Source organism: Actinomadura sp. ATCC 39365, from assembly GCF_054392275.1.
The window spans coordinates 3,041,238-3,055,598 of sequence record NZ_CP184335.1; the positions used below are offsets into that span (position 1 = coordinate 3,041,238).

A 14,361-nucleotide genomic window follows, 5' to 3' on the forward strand; every position below is an offset into this window, starting at 1 on the left:
CGCGGAAACGGATGGTCACCACATGCACGGAACGGTCGGACTCATCGGCGCGGGCGGCATCGCCAACGCGCATCTACCGGCCTGGCTCGACCTCGGCTACGACGTCGTGGTCTGCTCCGTCGCCGACGACGCGGAGCAGCTCATCGCCCGGCACGGCGGCGGCCGGCCCGTGGCCGATCTGGCGGCGCTGTTCGGCGCGGCCGACGTCGTCGACATCTGCACGCCCACGCACACCCACCGCGAGCTGGCCCTCGCCGCCCTGGAGCACCGCCTCCCGACCGTGTGCGAGAAACCCCTGACCCGCACCCTCGCGGAGGCGGAGGATCTCGTCGCGCGGTTCGCCGAGGCCGGGGTGCCGCTCTTCCCGGCGCACGTCGTCCGGTACTTCGCCGAGTACGAGGAGCTGTGGCACGCGGTGCGGCGCGGCGACGTGGGCCGGGTCGGCGTGCAACGCCACACCCGGCAGGGACGCAGCCCGCGCAGCGGCTGGTACCTGGACGAGCACCGCTCCGGCGGCGTGCTGCTCGACCTCATGATCCACGACATCGACATCGCCCGCTGGATCGGCGGCGACGTCGAGCGGGTGTTCGCCCGGACGAACGTCGTGGACGGCAGCCAGAGCACCCAGGCGTTCCTGACGCATGCCGGCGGCGCGATCTCGCTGCTCACCGCGACCTGGACCACGGCTCCGATCGAGTTCCGCACGCAGTTCGAGGTCGCGGGCTCCGACGGCGTCGTGCACGGCGACTCCGCCGAGCGCCGCGCCTTCCGCTACGAGGGAAGCGCCGAGCCCGGCGGGGACCTCCTGCCTGACTTCTCCCCGCTGACCAGCCCCTATCGCGCCGAGCTGGCGGATTTCCTGCACTCCATCGCGAGCGGTGCCGCGCCGAGGGTCACCGCCCTCGACGGCCTCGAGGCCATGCGCATCGCGGACGCCGTGGCCCGCTCGGCCGCCAGTGGCCTGCCCGTCGACCTTCAGCCCGCCACGGAAGAGGTTTCTGCCGCATGAGGATCGGACTCCTCTCCTTCGCCCACCTGCACGCGACCGAGTACGCCGCCGCCCTGCGACGTGCCGGCGACATCGAGATCGCGGCGTGCGACCCCGGCCACGCCGACCGCCCCACCGGTGAGCTCGGCGGCCGGGCGCTCGCCGACGCGCTCGGCGTCGGCTACTTCGAGACCGAGGAGGACCTCTGGGCGTGGCGGCCGGACGGCGTGGTGATCTGCGCCGAGAACGTCCGGCACCGCGAGCTGGCGGTGCGCGCGGCTTCCGAGGGCGTGGCCGTGCTGTGCGAGAAGCCGCTGGCCACGTCGCTCGCGGACGCGGCCGAGATGCTCGACGCCGCGCGGGCCGCGGGCACCGTGCTGATGACGGCGTTCCCGGTCAGGTTCGCCCCCGCCTACGCCGAACTGCGCGCGGCGGTACGGCGCGGAGACCTCGGCCGGATCGTCTCCGTCGCGGCCACGAACTGCGGCGGCGTGCCCACCACCCGGGGCTGGTTCGTCGACCCGGCGCTCAGCGGCGGAGGCGCCCTGACCGACCACGTCGTGCACGTGGCCGACCTGCTCGCCGACCTCCTGGACGAGGACCCCGTCGAGGTGTACGCGATCGCCAACACGATCCCGAACCCGGGCCGCGACGGCGCCGCCGCACCGGTCGAGACGGCCGGGCTCGTCTCGCTGCGTTATCACGACGGCGCCATCGCCTCGATCGACTGTTCCTGGTCGCGGCCGCCCGGCCGGCCCAACGCCGGCGACCTGGTCACGCTGACCGTCGTCGGCACCGAGGGCGTGGCCGAGATCGCGCCCTTCGCCGGCGTCCTCACCGGCTGGAACAGCAAGGGCGCGGTCGCCGCCGGTTACGGCGCGCCGCTGGACGACCTGCTGATCCGCGCCTTCCTCGACGCGGTACGCACCGGCGAGGCCCGCCAGCCCGACGCGCGGGCGGGCTACCGCACCGTCGCGCTGGTCGAGGCGGCGTACCGGTCGCTGACCGGGGCCGTCCCCGTGCGTCTCGAGATGGGGAACCGATGAGCCGCGGCCTGCTCGGCGTCGCCCTGTCCGTCGCGGTCGCCGCGGCCCTGGCCGTCGTCCCGGGCCACGCCGCCACTGCCGCCACTGCCGCCGAGACACCGGCTCCCCGCACGACGGTGACCTTCACCGACACGCACGAGGTGCTGCACGGCAACCCGTACACCGGCACCGCCTTCGACATCAACTCGCCCAAGCCCGCGGGCCGGCGCGGCTACGTCTTCACCGACGATCCCGCGATCACCGCGTTCGTCGACGGCAAGGAGAAGATCCCCGACGACGCGGACATCGTCCGGCTGCAGATCGCGTGGGCCGACTTCGAGCCCGAGGACGACGCCTTCACCTGGGACCGCCTGGACGCGTTCATGAAGCGCGTCGTCGAGCAGGGCAAGACCGTCGAGTTCCAGCTCCTCATGTCCGAGGCGCCCGACATCGAGAACGACCCCAGCGTCTTCGCCTACGAGTACCCGCCCGCCTGGCTCTTCGACGAGCTCGGCGCGGGGTTCCGGCTCGCGCCGTACAACACGGTCTACAAGTCGCGGCAGCCCATCTACCACGACCCGATCTACCTCGCCGAGCTCAAGGAGGCGGTCGGCGCCTTCGCCGCCCGCTACGACAAGAACCCGGGGATGGCCTGGGTCGACCTGCGCGCCTTCGCGCTGTTCGGCGAATGGTCGGGCTGGAACGACGCGATGAACTTCCCGTGGCCCGACAACGCCACCCGCTCGGCGACGCTGCGCGCGATCATCGACATCTACGCCGACGCCTTCACCGAAACGATGGTCATGATGCCGAACCCCGGCGCCGACGTGATCGCGTCCGACCCCGACGCCGACACGCAGGCCAAGCGGTACGTCGCGTTCGGCTACGAGCAGGCCGCCCGCAACGAGAACTGGGGCCTGCGGTCCGACACCGTGAACAGCGCGTTCCCGTGGATGCAGTACGGCACCGGCAGCGAGAACGTGTGGATCAACCGCAAGCTCCGCCGTGACCTCATCCAGGTCTCGGAGGGAGCGGGCTGGGACAGCGGGATCATGCTGAACAACCCGCGGCTCGTGGTCAAGAACGCGCTGGAGGGCTACCACTCGAACCTCCAGGGCATCAACAACACGAGCTTCGCGCAGTGGCAGGCGATGAAGGACGCCTACGGCGAGTGGTTCACGACGCTCGGGCGCTACTCCGGCTACCGCTTCCTCATGCCGCGGGCGACGTACGACTCGCGGGTCACGCCCGGTGGCCGGTTCACGCTCGCCCACACCTGGACCAACAACGGCGTCGGCTTCAGCCCGCGCAAGTACCCGCTGGAGGTGCGCTTCACCGACCGCGCCACGGGCGAGGTGGTGTGGCGCGGCACCGACGACTCGCTCGACCAGACGAAGTGGTTCAAGGGGGACGTGCGCGAGCTGCGGTCGGAGTTCACGCTGCCCGCCGGCGTCCCGGCCGGGACCTACGACGTCGCGGTGGCCATGCTCGGCGCCGACGGCAGGCCGCGCATCGAGCTGGCCATGCCGGACGGCGCCGGCAAGGTGTACCCGATCGGCACGGTCGAGGTCGTGCCCGGGGTCACGCCGCCGGCCGCGCTCGCGGCGCCGCTCGTCCAGTTCAAGGTCGAGAACGAGGACTACACCGAGGCCAGGGGCGCGTACGGCGTCGAGGCGCCGCCCGAGGGCGGCTTCGGCTCGGTCTACCTGGACGAGGCCGGCGAGTGGGCCGAGTACGACAACGTCGTGGTGCCCGCGAGCGGGACCTACCGGGCCGAGTTCCGGGTGTCGTCCGAGCAGGGCAACCGGTTCCGGGTCGAGGTGGACGGCCGGGACGCGCTGGGGACGGTCACCGTGCCGGACTCCGGCGGCTACAACGTGTACCGGACGGTCGAGCGCGACCTCGCCCTCTCCGAGGGCCGCCACACGATCCGGATCATCCGCGAGGACGGCCGCTGGTTCTTCATGAACTGGATGCGGTTCACCCGCGAGCGGCCCGAGTCGATCACGATCCAGGCCGAGAAGCCCACCGCGCAGGAGGGCGTCTGGCTCGCCGCCGAGGACGCGGTCAGCGACGACGGAACCCCCGGCGTCTCCGTCGTCGACACCGGCGACTGGCTGCGGTACGACGACGTCGAGATCCCCGCGAACGGCGACTACCTGCTGCAGTTCCAGTACTCGACGGTCAACGCCGACCCGCTGAGATTCCGGGTCGAGGTCGACGGGGCCGACGTCTCGGGCGTGCTGAGCCTGCGCGACACGGGCGGGGTCAACCGGATCAGGACCGAGGACTTCGTCGTCAGGCTGACCGCCGGCAGGCATGCGATCAAGGTGGTGTGGACGGAGGCCCACTCCAACATCGTGTGGAACCGGATGCGCTTCGACCTCGAGGGCGCCGCCGCGCAGACGATCGAGGCGGAGCACTACACCATGCAGTGGAACCTGGGCCAGGAATGGGCCTGGAAGGGGGCCGACACCGGCGTGGTCGTGGGCCCGTACCAGGGCGCCGACGGCCCCGTGCGGGCGGTCGGCCACGTGGACGAGGGTGACTACCTGCGATACGAGAACGTCTTCGCGCCGCACACCGGGCTCTACCGGGTCGGGTTCACCGCCGCGTCCGGCAAGGACACCTCCTTCCGCTTCGAGGTGGACGGCGACCGGTACCCGGTACACGTGCCGGACACCGGCGGCGACGGCCACTTCACGACCGTCGGCACCTGGGTGAAGCTCACCGCGGGCGCGCACACGTTCCGGATCGTCGCCGAGGGGAGCGGCCTGCTGCTCGACGCGTTCACCGTCACCGCGGGCACCGCCGCGACCAAGGCGCTCGTCGTGACCGGCGCCACCGCGCTCAAGGCGGGCGAGAGCGCCACGCTCACCGTCGAGGCCGTGCGCGCCGACGGCAGCCGCGTCCCGGTCTCCGACGGCGTCACCTACCTCAGCTCGGACCCGTCGGTCGCGACGGTGGACGCGCACGGCGTGGTGAAGGCGGTGTCCTGGGGCTCGACGACCATCACGGCGATCCACGACGGCCTGTCGGACGGCTACCCGCTGACCGTCACCGATCCCGCGCTGATCCTCACCCACGTCAACGACGACGACCAGCGGGTGAAATACTCCGGCGCCTTCGGCGTGGACCGGAACCGCGGTCTCGGCGACTACGGCGACGACGTGCACTACTCCACCGAGAAGGGGGACTACGCCGAGCTCACCTTCACCGGCACCGGCATCAGCTTCCTCACCGAGCGCTACACCGACATGGGGGTCGTCGACCTCTACGTGGACGGCGAGCTGCGCGCCTCGGCCGACTGCTACGGCCCCGTCCGTCAGGGACAGCAGCGGGTGTTCCGGGCGAGCGGCCTGAAACTGGGCGAGCACACGATCCGCGTCGTGAACCGGCAGAGCGCCGCCGACACCGGACGGATCGCCATCGTGGACGCCTTCGTCGTGGAGGTGCCGCGCCCGTGGGCCGACGGCGCCCAGCTGACCGCCGAGACGAAGAAGACGTCGGTGCGGCTGGCCTGGCCCAGGTCGCTGATCGCGACCGGCTACGCCGTCTTCGACGGTGACACCGAGGTCGCCCGCGTCCCGGCGAACCGGACCAAGGCGAAGATCGGCCCACTCGTGCCGGGCTCGGCCCACACGTTCACGGTGCGGCCCGTCCTGCCGGGGGGCACGGTGCTGTCGTTCGGGCTGACGGTCGAGGTCACGCCATGACGATCCTGCGCGAGGGAAGGCTCCGCGTCGAGGGGGCCGCCGACCCGGTCTCCGGGACGCTGCCGATCCTGTCCGGCGTGCGCCCGGCCACCGGCGACGGCGTGGGCGTGGACGACGAGATGCGCCGGAACCTGGTCTACGGCCGGCCGCGCTCACTCCTGCCGTACACCCGGCAGTGGGGGTACGGCCGCGACCGCGCCGAACGCGAGCTGCCCACGGCGGTCCTGGAGAACGACGTGCTCACAGCGACGTTCCTGCCGGGCTACGGCGGCCGCCTGTGGTCACTCGTGCACCGGCCCAGCGGCCGGGAACTGCTGCACCGCAACCCGATCCTGCAGCCCGCCAACCTCGCGCTGCGGGACGCGTGGGTCGCCGGCGGGGTGGAGTGGAACCTGGGCACGACCGGGCACTGGCCGCTGACCTGCGAGCCGCTGCACGCGGTCCGGGCGACCGCCGCCGACGGGACGCCGGTGCTGCGCATGTTCGAGTTCGAGCGGCTCCGGCGGCTGGTCGTGCGGATCGACGCCTGGCTGCCCGCCGGGTCGCCGGTGCTCTACGTGCACGTCTCCCTGCACAACCCCGCCGACCAGGTGACGCCGGTCTACTGGTGGTCCAACATCGCCGTGCCGGAGAGTGAGAAGGTCCGGGTGCTCTCCCCGGCCGAGCACGCCTTCCACTTCGACTACGTGAGCGATCTGCGGCACGTGGACTTCCCCGGGACGGACGGCGCCGACCGCAGCTACCCGGCGCGGGCCGTCCGGGCGGCCGACTACTTCCTGGACCTGCCCGAGGGGGCGCGCCGCTGGATCGCGGCCCTGGACGAGGCCGGGTCGGGGCTCGTCCAGACCTCCACCGGCAGGCTGCGCGGCCGCAAGCTGTTCTGCTGGGGGACCACGACCGGCGGCCGGCAGTGGCAGGAGTGGCTGTCCGGCCCCGGCGCGCCCTACCTGGAGATCCAGGCCGGGCTCGCCAGGACCCAGCTGGAACACCTGCCGATGCCCGGCGGCGCGACCTGGTCCTGGGTCGAGGCGTACGGCCGGCTCGACGTCGACGCGGCGGCCGTGCACGGGAGCTGGCGGGAGGCGTGCGCGGCGACGGCCGAGGCCCTGGAACGGCTCGTCACTCCGGCGCGGCTGGAGGAGGCGCTGGGGGAGGCGGCGGCGTTCGGGCCGAAGGAGGATTGGCTGGCCGAAGGCTCCGGCTGGGGCGGCCTGGAAGGGCTCGCCGGCTTCCCGCCGCCGGGCCCCGAACAGTCGCCCTGGCAGGAGTTGCGAGCCACCGGCCGCCTGCCGGTCTGCGACCCGCCCGCGTCCCCGATCACCGGACGGCGCTGGCGGGAGTCGCTGGAGAGGAGCGCGGACGACTGGCACGCGTACTACCACCTGGCTCTGATGCGCCTGGCGGACGGCGAGGACGACGCGGCCCGCGACGCCTGCGAGCGGTCGGTCGGGGCGCGCAGGACCCCGTGGGCGCTGCGCGTCCTGGCCTTCCTCTCCGCGTCGCCGGACGAGGCGGCCGACCTCATGATCGAGGCGCACCGGCTGCGCCCGGACCTGCGGGAACTGGCCGTCGAGACCCTTGACGCGCTGCTCGTGGCCGGGCGGTCCGCGGCGGCGCTCGCCCTGATCGAGGCGCTGCCGTACCGCGACCACGGTCGCGTCCGGCTGGCCGAGGCCAGGGCCGCGCACGCGACCGGCGACCTCGGCCGCCTGCGCCGTCTGCTGGCGGACGGGATCCGCGTGGACGACCTGAGAGAGGGGGAGGTCTCGCTCGACCGCCTCTGGCTGGCCGTCCACCCCGGCGAACCCGTCCCGCCCCGGTACGACTTCCGCATGTCCGAACCCGGCTAGAAGTAGTCCGCCGGCCAGTGGGCGGCGTTCGCCGCGCCGGTCACGGGGACCGGGTCGCCCAGGATCGCGCGGGCCATCCCGGCGCGGTCCCGCTCCCGGACGACGCTCGCGAACAGGTGCGGCAGGGCCGGCTCGGCCCAGGTCAGCCTGGCCCTGCCGGTGCGGACGCCCCTGGCCGCCGCCTCGGCGGCCAGCGCGGAGAGCACCTCGGGCAGGTCTCCGGCCACCTCCAGCACGTCGAGTACGCCGCCGTCCCATCGCACGGCGGCGTACCCGGCGTCCCCGGCCAGCAGCTCGACTGGGTCGCCGTACCAGATCGGCAGCCGGTCCCGCCAGTGCGCCTCGTCGCGCACGGCGGTCAGCGGACGCCGCGCGTTGTGCCGCTCGTACACCTCCCGCAGGATCGCCGCCTCGCCCACGGGGATCCGGCGCAGCCCGCGCCCGGCCGGGCCGGTACGGCGCAACGGGCCGGACACCGTCCGCAGCTCGAAGCCGGTCCACTCCTTGTAGACCCCCGGCGTGCCGGTGAACAGCAGGGACCAGGCGCAGCCGTCGGCCGCCATCGCCTCGGCCGCCATCGCCAGCAGCCGCCGGACGTGCCCGCGCCCGCGGACCGACGGATGGGCGGCGACGTTGGCCACGCCGCCCGCCCGCACCTCGCCGCCCTGGCCATCGTGCAGCCGGCGCGGCAGGTAGTACACGCAGGCCGACACGTCGCCGGTGACGAACGTCCTGCCGTACCGGCCGGGGTCGGTCTCGTACAGGGGCACCACGTGCGGGGCGTCGAAGCAGGCGGCCCACAGCGCGTAGAGCGCCTCCCGGTCGCCGGGACGTGCGGTGCGCAGGGACGTCATCCCATCCTCCCCAGCAGCTCCGGGGTCACCTCGTGCGCCAGCGGGACGCCGCCGGCGTACCGGGCGATCTCCTCGACCACCAGCCGGCCCTGACGGGCCCGGCCCGAATCGGTGCCGGCCGCCTGGTGCGGGGTGAGCAGCACGTTCGGCAGCGCGCGGAACGGGTGCCCGACCGGCAGCGGCTCCTCGTCGAAGACGTCGATCGCCGCGTCCAGCCGTCCCGTGCCCAGCTCGGCCAGCAGGGCGGCCTCGTCCACCAGCCACGACCTGGCGGTGTTGACCAGCCCGGCGCCGTCGGGCATCAGCGCCAGCTCCCGCGCCCCCAGCAGGTGGCGCGTCTCCGGCAGCGCCGGCGCGTGCACGGCCACGATCCGGCTGGTGGACAGCAGCTCGTCCAGCTCCACGGCGCCCTCGTGGTACGGGTCGGCGACGGTGACCTCGGCGCCGAGCGCGCGGACGAGGTCGAGGTAGGCCCGGCCGGTCCTGGAGGCGCCGATGACGCCGATCGGGCAGCCGAGGATCTCCCGCCTGGCCGGCGCCCGCTCGGCCGCCTCCCACGGCCGGCCGCCGCGCAGGGCGTGGTCGAAGCGGTGCACCTGGTGCAGCAGCGCCAGCGTGAACGTCAGCGCCACCTCGGCGACCGACCGGGCCATGGCCGCGCCCGCCTGCGTCACCCGGACGCCCCGCGCCCACAGCTCGCCGGTGACGAACGGCTTGACCGTCGCTCCGGTGTGCGCGACCAGCCGCAGCCCCGGCGCCCGGTCGAGCAGCTCGGCGGTCAGCGGCGGCACCCCCCACGAGGTCACCAGCACCTCGGTGCCGGGCAGCGCCTCGGGCAGCGCGCGGTGGTCGTCGAGCAGCCGCACGTCCCCCAGGGCCAGCAGGGCGGCGGGGTCGGGGAAGAACTGCGCACGCAGCGGCGGCGGAACGCTGACCAGGACGCGCACGGCGGAGTCAGCCGAGCCAGGCATCGCGGTGCTCCGCCACGAAGTCGTCGTCGGTCAGCCACGGGTAGGCGGCGCTGACGCGGGTCAGCTCCTCGGCCTGGCCGGGGGAGAGGCCCTCGTCCGGGTCGAGGCACCAGGTGCCCGCCAGCAGGCCCTGCCTGCGCAGCACCTCGTGCACGCCGGCGATGCAGCCGGCGAAGCCGTTGGCGCTGTCGAAGACGGCGGCGTTGGCGTCGGTGAGCGCCGTGGCCCGGCCCCACCACGGCGCCGGGTCGTCACGCAGGGCGTCGACCATCTCCACCGCCGCCCGGGTCCACACCGCCCACTGGCCGAGCAGCCCGCCGGCGAAGCGCAGGCCGCCGGGCAGCTCGGCCAGCAGGTCGCCGATGATGTGGTCGTCGTTGCCCGTGTAGAGCGTGACCTGGTCGGCCCGGTCGGAGGCGGCCACGCCGTGCGCCACGTCCAGCGAGCGGTAGCGGTCGAACGCCGCCACCTTCACCGCGACCGTGGAGGGCTGGTCGGCCAGGGCCCGCCAGAAGCCGCGCGACAACACCGGCCCGCCGATCGCCGCCTGCAGGTAGAAGCCGACGACCGGCAGCACCTCGCCCACGGCCCGCGCCCGCGCCAGCAGGTCGTCCTCGGAGGCGCCCGGCACGACCGGCGAGAGCAGCACGGCGTCGTACCCGAGCGAGGCGGCCAGCTCGGCCTCGGCCACCGCCTGCGCGGTCGGCCCGCACGCCCCGGCGACCAGCACCGGCCGCTCCCCGGCGGACTCACTGGCGGACTCACGGGCGGACTCCCGTGCGACGTCGGCGGCCAGCCGGAGGACCGGCTCCAGCAGCCCGGCCCCGCGGATCTCGAACTGGGTCGTGTGCACGCCCACGGCCAGGCCGCCGGCCCCCGCCGCCAGGTAGTACCGGGTGAGCGCGGCCTGGCGGCGCTCGTCCAGCGTCCGGTCCGCGGTCAGCGCCAGCGGGTGGGCGGGGATGACGGTCCCCGCCCGCAGGCGCGACAGCGCGGGGTTCGGCGTGGGCATCAGAATCTCCCGTCTCGTACGGCGAACTTGGTGGGCTTGCCCGACGTCGGCAGCCCGGCGGTCAGCCAGTCGGCCTGCCAGTCGACCAGCGTGCCCAGCGGCACGTGCGGGTAGCCGAAGAGGCGGTGGCAGAGCGTGGCGTCGTTCAGCAGCGCCGTGCCGGCCTCCGAACCCTCGAAGGACACCGGTGTGCCGAGGCGCGCGCCGAAGGCGGCGGCCACCCGGCGCACCGAGGCGGTCTCGGGGCCGGTCAGGTTCAGCGTGAACGGCGTGCCCGCCGTCGCGTGGGCCAGCGAGCGCAGCACGACCTCGTTGGCGTAGCCCTGCCACACCACGTTGACGTGCCCGGTCGTCACGTCCACCGCGGCGCCGGACAGCACCCGCTGCCCGATGTCGGCCAGCACGCCGTACCGCAGGTCCACGGCGTAGTTGAGGCGGACGATCGTCACGGCCGTGCCGCGGGTGGCGGCCGCGTGCTCGAAGACGCGCTCGCGGCCGAGGCAGCTCATCGCGTACTCGCCCACCGGCCCGACCGGGTCGCCCTCGACGCTCCCGCCGGACGACAGGGGCACCAGCGGGTAGACGTTGCCCGTGGACAGCGCGGCGATGCGCGCCCCGCCGTACCGCTCGGCGACGCGGGCGGGCAGGGCCGCGTTGACGACCCAGGCCAGGTACGGCGCGGCGGACGTGCCGAACTTCGCCCCGACCATGAAGACCACGTCCGCGGCGTCGGGCAGCGTGCCCAGGTCGCCGTCGAGCAGGTCGAAGGGGACGACGTCCACGCCGTGCCCGGCCAGCGCGCCGGCCGCCGCGCGGTCGGACCAGCGCGAGACGGCGAAGACGCGGTCCGCGCCGCGCCCGGCGGCGTCCAGGCCGCGCCGGGCCAGGCGGCACAGCGTGGGCCCCATCTTGCCCCCGGCGCCCAGCACGACCAGGTCGCCGGAGCCGGCGGCAAGGTCGGCGACGAGCGACTCGGACGGGCGGGTGAGGTGCTCTTCCAGATCGTCGACGGAGGTGAACATCAACCCTTGATCCCCGACATCGTGACTCCTTCGGTGAAATAACGCTGGCCGACCAGGTAGGCGGCGAAGATCGGTACGAACGCGACCGTGGCCCCGGCCAGCACGACGCTGAGCGGGACGTTCTCCGTCTGCAGGGAGGCGATGCCCACGGTGAGGGTGCGCATGTCGGCGCCGCCGCCGATGATGAGCGGCCAGAGCAGGTCGTTCCAGTGCCACAGGAAGACGAAGACGCCCAGCGTGGCCAGGATCGGCTTGCACAGCGGCAGGACGATCCTGATGAAGATCCGCCATTCGGAGGCGCCGTCGAGCCGGGCCGCCTCGAACAGCTCGTCCGGCAGGCCCATGATGAACTGCCGCATGAGGAAGACCGCCTGCGCGTTGGCGAGCGTCGGCAGGATCAGCCCCCAGTACGTGTCCACCCCGCCCAGCTCGGCGATGAGCATGAAGGTCGGGATGAGCGTCACGTGGTAGGGCACCATGACCATGGCCAGGAACGACCAGAACATGGGCTCGCGGCCGGGGAAACGTTTCTTGGCGAAGGCGTATCCGGCCAGCGAGGCCAGCAGCAGCACGGCCACCACGCTGACCACGGAGTAGATCAGCGTGTTGACCGTCCAGGTGACCAGGTCGCGGCCGCCCAGCACCTCGCCGTAGGCGCTGAAGTCGACCGGCCAGGGCAGCATGCTCTCCGGGAACGTCACGGCCGTGCCCGGCTTCAGCGACAGGACGACCATCGCGTAGAACGGGAACAGCGTGACCGGCGTGGCGACGGCCAGCAGGACGAACCTGGCGACCTTCCCGGCCCTGGTCGGTTCCAGCGCCTTGTACGGGCGGTATGTCGTCACTTCGACCTCCCGATCATCAGGCGCTGGATCAGCGCGACCACGAGGGTCATGACGAACAGCGCGACGCCGATGGCGCTGGCGTAGCCGAAGTCGAAGTTCTTGAACGCCTGCTCGTACAGGGCCATGACCAGCGTGAAGCTGCCGTGCGCCGGGCCGCCGCCGGTCATCACGTAGACCAGGTCGAACACCTGGAAGGAGCTCGTCGTCTCGATCACGGCGACGAAGAACAGCGCCGGGCGCAGCTGCGGGGCCACGATGTAGCGGAACCGCTGCCAGGTGGAGGCGCCGTCGGTGAGCGCGGCCTCCTCCAGCTCCCGCGGCAGGTCCTGCAGCCGGGCCAGGACGATCAGCATGCCGTAGCCGAACCTGGACCAGACCGAGACGATCACCAGGGCCGGGATGACCAGCGTGGTGGAGGCCAGCCAGGACTGCCCGGTGAGCTTGGTGATCGGCCCCTCGGAGGAGAACAGCCAGGTGAAGACCGTCCCGGCCAGGACCAGGCTGGTGACGACGGGCAGGAAGAAGACCGAGCGGAAGAAGGCGGCCCCGCGGAAGGCGCGGCGCACCAGCAGCGCCATGCCCACCGAGGCGGCCATCGACGCCGGAACGTACAGGATCGTGTAGATCAGCGTGATGCGCAGCGACTCCCAGAAGACGGGGTCGGCGGCCATCCGCCGGTAGTTGTCCACGCCGGTCCACTCCGGGCTGGCGCCGATGGAGGAGTCGAAGAACCCCAGCAGCACCCCGGCGACGGACGGGCCGAACCGGAACAGCAGGAAGAGCAGGAGGCACGGCAGGACGAACAGCAGTCCGGTCCGCGCCTCCCACCGCCTGACGTCGATCGCCGCCATCAGCCACCCAGCAGCGCGTCCGCGGCCTTGGCCGCGTCGGCGAGCGCCTGCTCGGGCGTCTTCTTGCCGATCAGCGCGGCCTGGATCTCGGGAGCCAGGACGCCCATCACGTCACGCGCCTTCTCGTGCAGCGGCCCGGCCGTGGTCAGGTCGAGCGCCTTCTCCACCTCGGCCTGCACCGGGTCGGCCGCGTACAGCGAGCCGGTGGACTTGCGCGGGGAGAAGTAGCCGGAGGCCAGGTCGTAGGCCTTGCTCGGGGCGGCGCCGGTGGCGAAGCCGATCCACTTGCCCGCCGCCTCCTTGTGGTCGGACGCCTTGAGCAGGGCCAGCGAGCCGACCGTGCCGTAGGCGACCTGCTTGGCGTCGGTCAGCGGAGGCAGGACCTTGATGTTCTCCTTGCCCCAGAACGACTCGACGTCGGCGGGCAGCTGCTGCCAGGTGCAGGCCACCTTGTTCTGCGCGGTCCTGGTCTGCTCGAACTTGGGCAGCCCGGTCAGCAGGTCCTTCTCCACGTAGCCGCCGTCGGCCAGCTTCTTCAGGAAGGTCAGCGCCTTGACGCCCTCGGCGCCGCCGAAGGCCGCCGACTTGCCGTCGGGGCTGAACACGTCGCCGCCCGCCTGCCACAGCAGCGGGTAGAACGACTGGTTGAGGGTGGCGGCGGGGTCGGCCCAGTAGTTGGTGACGTCGACGTCCTTGGCCTTGAACTTCGGGGCCGGGGCGAGCACGTCGTCCCAGGTCTTGGGGAACTCGGTGACGCCGGCGGCGTCGAACGCCTTCTGGTTGCAGACCAGCGGGTTGGCCGACATGAGGATCGGCGCGCCCATGACCTTGCCGTCGATGGTGACCGACTTCAGGGCGTTGTCCCGGTAGTCGGCCTTGTCGGCGAGGTAGGCGTCCACCGGCTCCAGCGTCCTGGCGTACTTGGGGAGCTGGTCGGGGATGAGGTAGACCACGTCGGGCGCCTTGTTGCCGGCGATCGCCGTGGACAGCGCCTCGTCGCGCTTGGCCCACGGGTAGATCTCGACCTTGACGTCGATGTTCGGGTTGGCCGCCTCGAACGCCTTGGTCTGCTCGTCCCAGAACGCCTGGTGCTTGGGCTGGTCGGCGATGTTCGGGTAGATCCACATGGTCACGGTCTGCTTCTCGTCGCCTCCGGAGCCGCCGCCGCAGGCGGTCAGCGTGCCGAGGGCGGCCGCAGCGGCGGCCAGCGCGCGCAGTCGCATGATG

General features: G+C 72.9%; 11 protein-coding genes. 4 read left to right on the forward strand and 7 right to left on the reverse strand.

Annotation, left to right across the window (positions count from 1 at the left end; translation table 11 throughout):
• Positions 1-22 precede the first annotated feature (22 nt).
• From ACNF49_RS15225 to ACNF49_RS15240, 4 genes are read left to right on the forward strand one after another with little or no spacing between them, the layout of a single operon-like run.
• Positions 23-1,009, forward strand: a complete 987-nt coding sequence (locus ACNF49_RS15225; RefSeq protein ID WP_357972452.1) for a Gfo/Idh/MocA family protein — start codon at positions 23-25, stop codon at positions 1,007-1,009.
• Positions 1,006-2,034, forward strand: a complete 1,029-nt coding sequence (locus ACNF49_RS15230; RefSeq protein WP_482944108.1) for a Gfo/Idh/MocA family protein — start codon at positions 1,006-1,008, stop codon at positions 2,032-2,034. The genes ACNF49_RS15225 and ACNF49_RS15230 overlap by 4 nt, the downstream gene beginning before the upstream one ends.
• Positions 2,031-5,729: a carbohydrate-binding protein gene (locus tag ACNF49_RS15235; protein ID WP_482944109.1), complete on the forward strand. Its 3,699-nt coding sequence runs from the start codon at positions 2,031-2,033 to the stop codon at positions 5,727-5,729. The genes ACNF49_RS15230 and ACNF49_RS15235 overlap by 4 nt, the downstream gene beginning before the upstream one ends.
• A complete protein-coding gene (locus ACNF49_RS15240) occupies positions 5,726-7,579 on the forward strand; it encodes a DUF5107 domain-containing protein (protein ID WP_482944110.1) in 1,854 nt (617 codons plus the stop codon). The genes ACNF49_RS15235 and ACNF49_RS15240 overlap by 4 nt, the downstream gene beginning before the upstream one ends.
• Here the strand turns inward: ACNF49_RS15240 and ACNF49_RS15245 are convergent.
• Genes ACNF49_RS15245 through ACNF49_RS15275 form a run of 7 tightly spaced genes read right to left on the reverse strand, consistent with a single transcriptional unit; the run spans position 7,576 to position 14,357 of the window.
• Positions 7,576-8,433, reverse strand: coding sequence for a GNAT family N-acetyltransferase (locus ACNF49_RS15245; RefSeq protein WP_482944111.1), 858 nt, complete (start codon positions 8,431-8,433; stop codon positions 7,576-7,578). The two genes, ACNF49_RS15240 and ACNF49_RS15245, sit on opposite strands and share 4 nt — an antisense overlap.
• A complete protein-coding gene (locus ACNF49_RS15250) occupies positions 8,430-9,404 on the reverse strand; it encodes a hydroxyacid dehydrogenase (RefSeq protein WP_482944112.1) in 975 nt (324 codons plus the stop codon). Before ACNF49_RS15250 ends, ACNF49_RS15245 begins: the two co-directional genes overlap by 4 nt.
• Entirely contained in the window at positions 9,388-10,416 is a 1,029-nt protein-coding gene (locus ACNF49_RS15255; RefSeq protein WP_482944113.1) for a dihydrodipicolinate synthase family protein, read from the reverse strand. Before ACNF49_RS15255 ends, ACNF49_RS15250 begins: the two co-directional genes overlap by 17 nt.
• Positions 10,416-11,438: an NAD-dependent epimerase/dehydratase family protein gene (locus tag ACNF49_RS15260; protein WP_482944114.1), complete on the reverse strand. Its 1,023-nt coding sequence runs from the start codon at positions 11,436-11,438 to the stop codon at positions 10,416-10,418. Before ACNF49_RS15260 ends, ACNF49_RS15255 begins: the two co-directional genes overlap by 1 nt.
• Positions 11,438-12,283 (reverse strand): carbohydrate ABC transporter permease, encoded by an 846-nt coding sequence (locus ACNF49_RS15265; protein WP_344207377.1) that lies wholly within the window; start codon positions 12,281-12,283, stop codon positions 11,438-11,440. Before ACNF49_RS15265 ends, ACNF49_RS15260 begins: the two co-directional genes overlap by 1 nt.
• Positions 12,280-13,134, reverse strand: coding sequence for a carbohydrate ABC transporter permease (locus ACNF49_RS15270; protein ID WP_482944115.1), 855 nt, complete (start codon positions 13,132-13,134; stop codon positions 12,280-12,282). The genes ACNF49_RS15265 and ACNF49_RS15270 overlap by 4 nt, the downstream gene beginning before the upstream one ends.
• Positions 13,134-14,357 (reverse strand): ABC transporter substrate-binding protein, encoded by a 1,224-nt coding sequence (locus ACNF49_RS15275; RefSeq protein ID WP_482944116.1) that lies wholly within the window; start codon positions 14,355-14,357, stop codon positions 13,134-13,136. The genes ACNF49_RS15270 and ACNF49_RS15275 overlap by 1 nt, the downstream gene beginning before the upstream one ends.
• Positions 14,358-14,361: the final 4 nt, after the last annotated feature.

Coding starts and splice junctions, on each gene's coding strand:
- ACNF49_RS15225 (WP_357972452.1), top strand. CDS start 23: ATGCACGGAACGGTCGGACTCATCGGCGCGGGCGGCATCGCCAACGCG.
- ACNF49_RS15230 (WP_482944108.1), top strand. CDS start 1,006: ATGAGGATCGGACTCCTCTCCTTCGCCCACCTGCACGCGACCGAGTAC.
- ACNF49_RS15235 (WP_482944109.1), top strand. CDS start 2,031: ATGAGCCGCGGCCTGCTCGGCGTCGCCCTGTCCGTCGCGGTCGCCGCG.
- ACNF49_RS15240 (WP_482944110.1), top strand. CDS start 5,726: ATGACGATCCTGCGCGAGGGAAGGCTCCGCGTCGAGGGGGCCGCCGAC.
- ACNF49_RS15245 (WP_482944111.1), bottom strand. CDS start 8,433: ATGACGTCCCTGCGCACCGCACGTCCCGGCGACCGGGAGGCGCTCTAC.
- ACNF49_RS15250 (WP_482944112.1), bottom strand. CDS start 9,404: ATGCCTGGCTCGGCTGACTCCGCCGTGCGCGTCCTGGTCAGCGTTCCG.
- ACNF49_RS15255 (WP_482944113.1), bottom strand. CDS start 10,416: ATGCCCACGCCGAACCCCGCGCTGTCGCGCCTGCGGGCGGGGACCGTC.
- ACNF49_RS15260 (WP_482944114.1), bottom strand. CDS start 11,438: ATGTTCACCTCCGTCGACGATCTGGAAGAGCACCTCACCCGCCCGTCC.
- ACNF49_RS15270 (WP_482944115.1), bottom strand. CDS start 13,134: ATGGCGGCGATCGACGTCAGGCGGTGGGAGGCGCGGACCGGACTGCTG.
- ACNF49_RS15275 (WP_482944116.1), bottom strand. CDS start 14,357: ATGCGACTGCGCGCGCTGGCCGCCGCTGCGGCCGCCCTCGGCACGCTG.